At 67.1% G+C, this 10,074-nt stretch carries 9 protein-coding genes; 5 read left to right on the top strand and 4 right to left on the bottom strand.

Annotation, left to right across the window (positions count from 1 at the left end; translation table 11 throughout):
- Positions 1-1,157: hypothetical protein (locus tag O9335_RS07880; protein WP_298386139.1), on the top strand; the 1,157-nt coding region annotated here is incomplete at its 5' end.
- Between the two features lie 13 nt (positions 1,158-1,170).
- On the opposite strand, the gene O9335_RS07875 is transcribed toward O9335_RS07880, so the two are convergent.
- On the bottom strand, positions 1,171-2,067 hold the full coding sequence (locus tag O9335_RS07875; RefSeq protein ID WP_298386136.1) for a LysR family transcriptional regulator: 897 nt from the start codon (positions 2,065-2,067) through the stop codon (positions 1,171-1,173).
- Positions 2,068-2,167: 100 nt separating this feature from the next.
- Between O9335_RS07875 and O9335_RS07870 the strand changes: the two genes are divergently transcribed.
- Entirely contained in the window at positions 2,168-3,643 is a 1,476-nt protein-coding gene (locus O9335_RS07870) for an NADP-dependent isocitrate dehydrogenase (protein WP_298386133.1), read from the top strand.
- A gap of 81 nt (positions 3,644-3,724) precedes the next feature.
- Here the strand turns inward: O9335_RS07870 and O9335_RS07865 are convergent, their stop codons facing one another.
- Positions 3,725-6,190, bottom strand: coding sequence for an alpha-amylase family glycosyl hydrolase (locus O9335_RS07865; protein ID WP_298386130.1), 2,466 nt, complete (start codon positions 6,188-6,190; stop codon positions 3,725-3,727).
- Between the two features lie 219 nt (positions 6,191-6,409).
- Between O9335_RS07865 and O9335_RS07860 the strand changes: the two genes are divergently transcribed.
- Complete coding sequence (locus O9335_RS07860) at positions 6,410-7,192, top strand: hypothetical protein (protein ID WP_298386127.1); 783 nt, start codon at positions 6,410-6,412, stop codon at positions 7,190-7,192.
- A 21-nt stretch (positions 7,193-7,213) separates the two neighbouring features.
- Here the strand turns inward: O9335_RS07860 and O9335_RS07855 are convergent, their stop codons facing one another.
- Together O9335_RS07855 and O9335_RS07850 are read right to left on the bottom strand one after the other, a co-directional pair.
- Positions 7,214-7,936: a riboflavin synthase subunit alpha gene (locus O9335_RS07855; protein ID WP_298386124.1), complete on the bottom strand. Its 723-nt coding sequence runs from the start codon at positions 7,934-7,936 to the stop codon at positions 7,214-7,216.
- Positions 7,936-8,304, bottom strand: a complete 369-nt coding sequence (locus O9335_RS07850; RefSeq protein WP_298386121.1) for a Spx/MgsR family RNA polymerase-binding regulatory protein — start codon at positions 8,302-8,304, stop codon at positions 7,936-7,938. Before O9335_RS07850 ends, O9335_RS07855 begins: the two co-directional genes overlap by 1 nt.
- Before the next feature lie 85 nt (positions 8,305-8,389).
- Here O9335_RS07850 and aat point away from each other — a divergent pair, with 85 nt between their 5' ends.
- Positions 8,390-9,073 carry a leucyl/phenylalanyl-tRNA--protein transferase gene (gene aat, locus O9335_RS07845; protein WP_298386141.1) on the top strand — a complete coding sequence of 228 codons (684 nt, stop codon included), beginning with the start codon at positions 8,390-8,392 and terminating at the stop codon, positions 9,071-9,073.
- Positions 9,070-10,074 (top strand): alpha-amylase family glycosyl hydrolase (locus O9335_RS07840; RefSeq protein WP_298386118.1); only part of this gene is annotated, 1,005 nt, incomplete at its 3' end. The genes aat and O9335_RS07840, both read left to right, overlap by 4 nt.

Below are 10,074 nucleotides of genomic sequence, written 5' to 3'. Positions count from 1 at the left end.
GCTTCCAGACCATCAAGGTTGAGACCCTGGAGCGGATCGTTGCCGCCGATCAAGCCCGGCAGCAACAGGCCGCCGACAACGAACGCCAGCGCGCTGGCCAGCTGGAGGAACTGGCCACGGCCGACTCTCGCGAACACGTGGGATCGCTGTCGCTGCGTTTGCCGGGGAATGAGGGCCTGCGCTACTGCACCTTGTCCTACAAGGACGCCACCGGAGCGGCCGTGCTGGGCTATGCCTTCAAGGGCGCCGACATCCTGTCCAACAGCTTCCGGGCGCACCTGAAGGAGCAACGCATCTCGGCGACGGTGGGCAGTAGACCGTTCCACAAGGCTTACGGCTCGGTAGAGGAGCTGTACCTGGACCTGCAAAAGAACCCAGAAAACTGCGCCGTCTACGTGGATTTCCCGAAGCAGCTCCGCATGGTGATGAAAGCCATCGAACGCGACCAGGGCAAGCGCCGGTACGAGCTGAACGAGATCCTCCCCGTGGCCGGCTTGCGCGACGCCTGGGCACAGCGCAGCGGCCATGCCGACTGGGCGGCCAGCGAGTTCGCCAGCAGCATCGACGCCTCGAGCGATCAAGTGAAGGCCCTGGCCGGACTCGGGGTCAGCAGCAAGTCGCAGTTCGATCAGGCTGTGGCCGAAATGAAGAGCAGCAAGTACGGCACGGGCAACAGCGCGGGCGAGGTGCTGGCCTACCTCAATGACAAGCAGGCCGCCCCCAAGGGGCAGACCGCGTTGTCGGTCAAACAAGATCGAGAGCGTCAGGCCCGTGCGGCAGAGGAGCAGCAAAAAGCCGAGGAGCGCAAACGCCAGGCAGACCACGCGCGCGAGTTCCCCTACACCGCCACCTTGAGCTGCGGCATGGGCGGACGGCACATGAACCTGGTGGCCTGCTTCAGTGGGCAACACACCAAGACGCAGTTGGAGTTGCGCAATGGCTCGCAGTACAAGATGTACCAGGCTTGGGAAGTTGGCCAAGCGGGTCGCAACACCAGCGAGGGGGTGGTGATTCCCCTGCGGGCGAACTTCGCGCTGAAGGCGCAAAACATCCACGAAACCTTGCTGCTGAGCCTCAAGGTTCAGGAGACCGCCACCGGACGCACGCTGTACGAGAAATCGGCGGGGCGGTTCGGGGTGGTGGCAGCCCAGGACTGACCCAACGGTTCCGTCAGCGCTCGCGCCAGGCCGCCAACAGGGCCTGGGCGGCGCGGCTGAGCCGGCGGTCTTGGCGCCACACCACCTGCCAGTGCCGCCGAATCGGCAAACCGCTGGCCTTCAGCTCCACCAAGCCGGTGGCGTCGCCGCCCAAGGTGTGGCGGCTCAGCACCGCCAAGCCCAGGCCGGCCGCCACGGCGTGCTTCAGGGCTTCGTTGGAGCCCAGGGCCATGCGCGGCTGCCAGTCGATGCCTTTATGCGCCAGGAACTGGTCGGTGGCCAGCCGAGTGCCCGAGCCCGACTCTCGGGCCAAACGCGGCTCGGCGATCAGGCGCGACCACGGCACGCTGCGCCGCCCGGCCAGCGGGTGACCCGCAGGGGCGACCAAGACCAAGGGGTTCTCCATCAGCGGCCAGCGGTTCAGTGGCAGGTCGGTGGGCGGCAGCATCATCACCGCCAGCTCCGCCACGCCCTCGCGCAGGCGACGCACGACGGCATCTCGGTTTTCCACCGTGAGCTCGATGTCGATGCCCGGGTAGGCCTGTGCAAAGGGGCCGAGCAACTCGGGCAAGAAGTACTCGGTGGTGGTGACGGCGGCCACTTGTAGACGGCCGGCACGCAGCTCGCGCACGTCGGCTTGGTCTTCTTCGAAGCGGCGCCACACGTCGAACATCTCTCGCGCCGCGGCCCACAGCCGCTCGCCGTCGGCCGTGATGCGCAACCCCCGCCCATCGGGCTCGAAGAGTTGAAGGTCCGTCGCCGCTGCCAACTCGCGCAGCTGGGTGGACACCGTGGGCTGCGCCAAATGCAAGGCCGCCGCCGCCTTGCCCACACCGCCCAGGCGGGCCACGGCGTCGAGGGTTCTCAGTTGGGTGAGCGTGGCGCGTATGGCGGGCAAGGTCGGTTTCATGCATTGCCTTTCACGATGTTTTTGATCAATAAAGATCACTTTTCATTATCAAAGACCCTCGGGACACTGTCGTCCATCGCAACCCCTCAACGACAGTCTCATGCCCAACAAGACCCCCATCACCGTGGCTTACGGCGACGGCATCGGCCCAGAAATCATGGCCGCCACCTTGCGGATCCTGGAAGCCGCCCATGCCGCCATCGCCCCCGAGGTCATCGACGTGGGCGAGAAGGTTTACCTGGGCGGCAACACGAGCGGCATCGCCGCCGAGAGCTGGGCCAGCCTGCGCCGCACCAAGGTCTTTCTGAAGGGCCCCATCACCACGCCCCAAGGCGGTGGCTACAAGAGCCTGAAGGTGACCATCCGCAAGACCTTGGGCCTGTTCGCCAACGTGCGCCCCTGCGTGAGTTACGCGCCGGCCGTGGCCACGCGGCACCCGACGATGGACGTGGTGATCGTGCGCGAAAACGAGGAGGACTTGTACGCCGGCATCGAACACCGCCAAACCGACGAGGTGTTCCAGTGCCTGAAGCTGATCACACGCCCTGGCTGCGAAAAGATCGTTCGCCACGCCTTCGAGTACGCCCGCGCCAACGGCCCCAAGAAGATCACGTGCATGACCAAGGACAACATCATGAAGATGACCGATGGCCTGTTCCATCGGGTCTTCGATGAGATCAAGGTCGAGTACCCAGACATCGCGACCGAGCACCAGATCATCGACATCGGCACGGCGCGCTTGGCCACGCAGCCCGAGCGCTACGACGTGATCGTCACCCCCAACCTGTATGGCGACATCATTTCCGACGTGGCTGCCGAGTTGACGGGCTCGGTCGGGCTGGCGCCCAGCGCCAACATCGGCGAGCACGTGGCGATGTTCGAAGCCATCCACGGCAGTGCGCCAGACATCGCGGGCCAAGGCGTCGCCAACCCCTCTGGTTTGCTGCTGTCGGCGGTGATGATGCTGGTGCACATCCGCCAAAGCGAGGTGGCCGCCCGCGTGCACAACGCTTGGCTGCGCACGCTCGAAGACGGCTTGGTCACCGGTGACCTCAAGCCCTCGGCCGACGGACGCGTGCTGGGCACCGAGGCCTTCGCCGACGCGGTGATTGCACGCTTGGGCCAGCAACCCCGGCAGTTCAAGCCGGTGAGGTATGTTGACGCCCCGACCGCACGCACCACGCCCCAGCCGCTGTACACCCGGGCACAACCGGCCCAAAAGCGCATGGTGGGTGTGGACGTGTTCGTGCATGCCGCCCACGCCACGGCCGACTTCCTGGCCGGCCGTTTGGCCACCTTGAGCCATCAGCCCAAGCCCGCTGGCTTTGCGCTGCAGATGATCACCAACCGGGGCGTGAAGGTATGGCCGGGCGGCTTCGCCGAGACCTTCTGCACCGACCACTGGCGCTGCCGCTTCATGGGCATCGACGCCGCGGGCGCTCCGCGGGAGGTGCGGCACCAAGACATCGTGCACCTGCTCGACAACTTGGTCAGCGATGGGCTCGACTTCATCAAGACCGAGCACCTGTGCGAGTTCGACGGGGTGCCCGGCTACGCCCTCGGCCAGGGGCAGTGACCTCCAGCCCCCGGGGCAGGTCGCACGCGGCTGCGTGCGATCCTGCCCTGCGAAACGGCCCGCCTCAGCGCGGGCCGACGCTCACTTGGCCACCATCACCACCACGGCACGGCCATTGACGCCGTAGCTCGCGTTTTCGCCGCCGACACAAACGCTGGCGTTCAGGTCCACCTGGCTGGGCCCTTCCGCCCAGCTCGAGGTGTCGGTCACGCGGCACCAGGTGTTCTTGCCCGGACCGGTCCAGGGCAGCACGAAGTTGCGGCCCACGGGTTCGCCGTTGTAGAGCACCAGGATGACATCACCGCCGCCGTTCTGGCTGCCGTCGTAGCGCCAGGCCATGGTGCGGTTCTGGCCTTGGGCATCGGGGGTGGTGCTGGTGGCGTTCCACCAGTTGCCGGCGTTGTTGTCGTTGCGGTAGCTCTTGTCGGCACCGAACCAGTCGAGCCCGCCCAGGTAGTTGCCGTTCGTGTCGCTGCCCGTGTAGAACACGTCAGGGCGCAGCGTGGGTTGGCTCTTGCGGAACTGAATCATGGCCTTAGCAAAGGCCAGGAAGTTCTGCTGCTCGGTGCTCAGGCTCCAGTTCAACCAGTTGCCGCTGCTGTCCAGGTTGTAGGGGTTGTTGTTGCACTGGATGGTGCGCAAGAACTCGTCGCCGCCGTTGAAGATGGGCACGCCGCCGCTGAGCATGAGCAGCGCAAAGCCGGTGCGGGCCGCTTGGCGTTGGGCCACACCGCTGCCGCCGTTGTCCCAGCTGTCTTCGTCGGCGGTGCCGCCGTCGCTGGGGCCCCAGGGCCAGGCCTGCTTCTGGCTTTGGCCGTTGCAGCTGTACACATCCTTCAGCGTGAAGCCGTCGTGCACGTTGAGGAAGTTCACCGAGTACCAGGGCCGATCGCGGCCATCGCCAGCGTCGCCGTACAAGTCCCGCGAGCCGGCGATGCGCGTGGCGATGCTGCCGCGCGTGGCGTCGCCGTCCTTCACGCCGTACTTGTTTTGCGCGCGGCGCAACACGTCACGAAAGCCACCGTTCCACTCGCTGAAGCCGCGGGGCATCTGGCCGAGTTGGTAGCCCTGCCCCCCGGGGGCCAGGCCCCAAGGCTCGCCGCTGAGGAACACGCCGGGGAAGCTGGCGGCCACCTTGGCCAAGGCGGTGTTGGCGTCGTTGCGGTCGAAGTAGAAGCGCTGCGGGTCGTTCGGGTTGGTGTCGTTGTCGTAGGTGTTCACCAGGGCAATGCCCAGGTCGAAGCGGAAGCCCGAGACGCCCAGGCGCTCGCGCTGGTAGCGCAGGCTGTCGATGATGAGTTGCGCCACGCGCGGGTGGCGGGTGTTCATGGTGTTGCCGGTGCCGGTGATGTCGTAGTACCAGGCACGGTCGGTGGCAGTTCCGGGCGCGCGGGTCAGCAGGTAGTAGCTGGCGTTGTCCAGGCCGCGGAAGCTCCACATGTTGGCCTTGCCCACCTCGGCACCCCAGGTGCCGCCCTCGCTGGTGTGGTTGTAGACCACGTCGGTGACGACCTTGATGCCGGCGTCGTTGAAGGCCTTGGCCATGGCGGCGAACTCGCGCGTCGGGCCGCCGATGCTCTTGTCGCAGGCGTAGCGGCGGTCCGGGGCGAAGAAGTTGGTGGTCATGTACGCCCAGTAGTTGTCGCCGTTGGTGCTGGTGGCCGAACGGTTGGTGGGCGCGTGCTGGAGGTCGTTGGCCTCGTTTTCGGTCTCGTGGATGGGCAGGAACTCGATGGCGTTGATGCCCAGTTGCTGCAGGTAGGGGATCTTGCTCACCGCTCCCGCGTAGGTGCCTTTGCAGGCGCCCGCGCTGGCATCGGCCTGCGTGAGGCCACGCACATGGACTTCGTAAATGACATCGTCCTTCGTGGGGCGATTGGGCTTGGTGCCGGTGTTCAGGTTGCTGAACCCCAAGCCCCAAGGCATGGCCACCACGCCCTTGGGCGCCAGGGCGGCGCTGTCGCGCTGGCGGTCGGGCACGCCCGCATCGCTCACCCCGCCGCTGGCAAACAAGGTGGCATTGACCAAGATGGGCGTGACCGCGGCACTGGTGTAGTCGTGCGTGACTTCCAGGGTGTAGGGGTCGAGCAGCAGCTTGTTGGGGTTGAAGCGGTTGCCGGCGGTGTCCACGTCGGCGATGAAGCCGGCCGAAGAACCCGGCGTCCAGCCAGCCACATGGGTCCAGTTCGGGCCCCAAGCGCGGTAGCCGTAGTAAATGTCGGTGAACAGCTTGTTGGGGTTGGCCGGGTCGATGTCAAAGCCCAGCCCTCGCAGGGTGCTCACCGGGATCTGAACCTGCCACACCCCGGTGCTGCCCACCTTGGCCAGCGTGTAGCGCGCCACGGGTTGGGCGCCGTAGCTTTGGCGGAAGAGATTGACCTCCATGCGCGTGGCGTTGGCACTGAACACCCGGAAGCTGACCGCGCTGCCGTTGGCGGTGAGTTGGCCGCCCAGTTGGTCGGTGCCGCCAGGCGCGGTTTGGGCCAGGGCTGGCTGAACGGCAGCCAAGCAGGTGCTGAGAACGAGGGCAAGCAACGGGGTGCGCATGTCGGGAAGGGAAAAGGCCGGTGGAAGAATGTATTTTTCCTACCTTTCAAAATCCGATGAATCCGGCCTTGCCTGGATCGGGTAAACCCGTTGATCCCGTTCAGTCCCTTGGTTTTTCCTATTGTTTTTGAACGATTTTTTTTGCACCATCCGATCAAAGCAAGACATCCATCGTCAAGCCCATTCCTTCAGGTTCTAGTCAAACTACATTTTTTCATCATGATGACCCCGCGCCAGCGTTTCCTCTCGGCCCTGTCTTTGGCCGCTGCCCTGTTGCCCGCTTGGGCTGGTGCTGCCGCCATCGGCCCCCAACAGGACGGCGCCTTGGGCCAGGCCTCGCTGTTCCTCAAGGGAGCCGAAGCGGGCTCCGGCAAGATCAACGGCTTTGACCGCTATGCCGAGCCGTTTTGGGACGGCAGCCTGGACTTGAGCGTGCTCAGCAGTGGCGTGGCGGCGCAAGACGTCTATGCCACCGGCAGCAGCCTGCGCGTGACCTTTGGCGGCACCGCCGCCCCGCAAGAAGCCCGCCTGGCGTTGGCGGGCACGGCGGCCGAGTTGGCCGACCCATCGCGCCGGCTGTTCGAAACCCGAGGCGCCGGCTGCACCTACGCCGACTGGCTGGCGGACGAGTTCTGCGCCATCGACAGCGTCAGTGACTGGCTCGACATCGGCGGCCTGAGCGTGGGCCAAGCCCTGCGCTTCGGGCTGCAAGGCGACGCGCTGGCCAGTGGCGACGCCTTCGCCCAATCGGCGCTCGCGCTCTTTTCGCACCAGAGCGACGTGCGCTGGGCCGACCTGGGCGGCGGCCGCTTGCTGCTGGGCTTCGAGTTGGATGGCCATGCCGACCACGCCGACTGGGTCTTCTTGTTCGACGGGCTGAGCCTCAGCCAGCCACAACAAGACCTGCCGGTACCGGGAACGCTGGCCCTGGTGCTGCTGGCGGGTTGGGCCGCGACGCGCGGTGGCCGTGGCCAGCGGCGCTCGGGCCCCAAGCAGCCCTGAAGGTCGCCTGTCGACCGCTGTTCAGGGCCGCGTGCGGCGCGGGCCCTGGCCCTGCGGCAAGGCGGTGAGGTCCAACCCTCGCTCGGCCGCCCACGCTTCCAGCAGGGGGGCCAGGGCGCCGAGTTTTTCGTCCAGGGCATCGCGCACCGTGTCCACCACCACCTGGGTGGCGCGGTCGATTTCGATGTGCACGGCATCGCCCACGCCCTTGGCCCCGAAGGTGGTCATGCGCAGAGTCTCCGGGATCAGCCAGACCTCGAACCAACCCGAGCCATCGCGTTCGCGGCGCGCGTCGGCCACCGTCAGGCTGCAGCCGTTCACGCCCACATAGCCCTTGGCAAAGACGTAGCGCATCCAGGGCGCGGGCAGCGCGAAGCGGACGACGTGGTTGTTGTCCGGCTGACGCACCTCGGCGATGGTGGCGCTCACGTCCACATGGCCCGACAGCGGGTGGCCACCCACCTCGGCACCCTCCTTGGCGGCGCGCTCCACGTTCAGGCCCGAGCCCTCTCGCAGCGCCCCCAGGGTGGTCAGGCTCAAGGTCTGGGCCATCACATCGAACAAGGCCACGTTCGGCGCGGGCCGTTCGGTCACCGTTAGGCACACGCCGTCGCAGGCCACGCTGGCGCCGATGGCGAGTTCGCGGTCAAAGCCCTCGGGCAGTTGCAAGCGAAGGGTGTGCAGGCCCTCGCGGGCCTGGATGGCGACCACGCGGGCAACGCCTTGCACGATGCCGGTGAACATCAGGCGCGCTCCCCGGCCAGCAGCTTGGCGAATCGCTCTTCGCCAAAGCCCACAGTGATGCGGCCGTCGCCCCAATCCACCACGGGGCGCTTGATGGCGCTGGGCTGCGTCGCCAGCAGCGCCACGGCACCAGCCTCATCGCAGGCCAAGGCCTGGGTGGCTTCGTCCAGCTTGCGCCAGGTGGTGCCGGCGCGGTTCAGCAGGGACTGCCACCCCACCGCCCGGGCCCAGGCACGCAGTTGCGGCACCGTGGGCGGGGTCTTTTTGAAGTCAACGAAGGTGGCGTCGGCACCCGCCTCAAGCAGCCACGCGCGCGCGCGCTTGACGGTGTCGCAGTTGGGAATGCCGTAGAGGGTCAAAGAGAGCATGGATTCAAAGGCTCAGCGCTAGCATCGATGGGTGATTGTCCGACTCCATCCGACCGCCCTCGCCTTCCCGGACCCCGCCTCGGCCTTGGGACCGCACAGCGACGCCCCCGGGCTGCTGGCGGTGGGCGGCGATTTGCGGCCCGAGCGCATCGTGGCCGCCTACCGGCTGGGCATCTTTCCCTGGTTCAGCGAAGGCCAGCCGCCTCTGTGGTGGAGCCCCGACCCGCGCATGGTGCTGCAGGTCGCCGACTTCAAGCTGCATCCCTCGCTGCGCAAGACCCTGCGCCGCTTCCTGCGCACCCGCGGCTGCGCCGTGCACGTGAACCGCGACACCGCGGCGGTCATCCGAGCCTGCGCCAACACGCCGCGCTCGGCCTCAGGCGGCACCTGGATCGTGCCCGACATGCAGGCCGCCTACGCCGAGCTGGCCCGCCGCGGCCTGGTGCACAGCGTGGAAACCTGGCGCGACGGGGTGTGCATCGGCGGCCTTTACGGCGTTCGACTGGGGCGCATGTTCTTTGGCGAGTCGATGTTCGCGCACGCCACCGACGCCTCCAAGATCGCCCTTGCTTACCTCGTGGCCCTGTGCCGGCGCGACGGCGTCGCCTGGATCGACTGCCAGCAAAACACCCGTCACCTGGCCAGCCTGGGTGCGGCTGAGGTCAGCGGCGCAGCCTTCCGCGCGCACCTGGCCAACACCGTGGACGCGCCAGCGCTGCCGGCCTGGACCGACGATCCCGGCGCTTGGCCTTGGGTGCTCGAGGCATGAACCGGCAGCCCGGCAGCCCCTACCCCTTGGGCGCCCGGCCCCAGGCGGGTGGCGTCAACTTCTCCGTGTACTCGCGGCACGCCACGGCTTGCCGCCTGCTGCTCTTCGCCCGCCCCGACGACCTGCGCCCCAGTCACACGCTGGAACTCGACCCCCGCCGGCACCGCACCTGGCACTACTGGCACGTCTTCGTGCCCGATCTGCCCGTGGGCACAGCCTACGGCTGGCAAATGGACGGCCCCTGGGCGCCCGAGCAAGGGCATCGGTTCGACGGTGCGCGACTTCTGCTGGACCCCTACGGTCGTGCCGTGGCCACACCGCCTGGCTACCGCCGCGACGACCCGGCCGTGGCCCACGCTCTGCGCAGCGTGGTGGCTGACGACCACGCCTACGACTGGGAAGCCGATCGGCTGCCCTGCCGCCCCTTCGCGCAAACCGTGGTCTACGAAACCCATGTGCGCGGCTTCACCGCGCACCCCAGCAGCGGCGTGCCCGAAGCTCACCGGGGACGCTACGCGGGCTTGATCGACAAGATCCCCTACCTTGTGGACCTGGGCATCACTGCGGTGGAGTTGATGCCGGTTTTCCAGTTCGACCTCCACGATGCCCCGCCCGGCTTGAGCAACTACTGGGGCTACAGCCCCTTGAGCTTCTTTACGCCCCACGCGGGTTATGCCGTCGGGGCCGACCCCTTGGCCCCGCTGAACGAGTTCCGGGACCTGGTCAAGGCCCTGCACCGCGCTGGGCTGGAGGTCATCCTTGACGTGGTCTACAACCACAGCGCCGAAGGCGACGAGCGTGGCCCCACGCATGGCCTGCGCGGGCTGGACAACGCGACCTACTACATGCTGGAAAGCGGCGGCCGCTACGCCAACCACAGCGGCTGCGGCAACACGCTCAACGCCAACCACGCCGTGGTGCGCCGCCTCATCCTCGACAGCCTGCGCTACTGGGTGCAGGTCATGCACGTGGACGGATTCCGCTTCGACTTGGCGGCCATC

It is taken from the genome of Inhella sp., from assembly GCF_027532025.1.
Classification (GTDB): domain Bacteria; phylum Pseudomonadota; class Gammaproteobacteria; order Burkholderiales; family Burkholderiaceae_C; genus Inhella.
The sequence above is the reverse complement of the archived record's forward strand: the minus strand, read 5'-3'. Positions and strand labels throughout refer to the sequence as shown.

Coding starts and splice junctions, on each gene's coding strand:
- O9335_RS07875 (WP_298386136.1), bottom strand. CDS start 2,067: ATGAAACCGACCTTGCCCGCCATACGCGCCACGCTCACCCAACTGAGA.
- O9335_RS07870 (WP_298386133.1), top strand. CDS start 2,168: ATGCCCAACAAGACCCCCATCACCGTGGCTTACGGCGACGGCATCGGC.
- O9335_RS07865 (WP_298386130.1), bottom strand. CDS start 6,190: ATGCGCACCCCGTTGCTTGCCCTCGTTCTCAGCACCTGCTTGGCTGCC.
- O9335_RS07860 (WP_298386127.1), top strand. CDS start 6,410: ATGATGACCCCGCGCCAGCGTTTCCTCTCGGCCCTGTCTTTGGCCGCT.
- O9335_RS07855 (WP_298386124.1), bottom strand. CDS start 7,936: ATGTTCACCGGCATCGTGCAAGGCGTTGCCCGCGTGGTCGCCATCCAG.
- O9335_RS07850 (WP_298386121.1), bottom strand. CDS start 8,304: ATGCTCTCTTTGACCCTCTACGGCATTCCCAACTGCGACACCGTCAAG.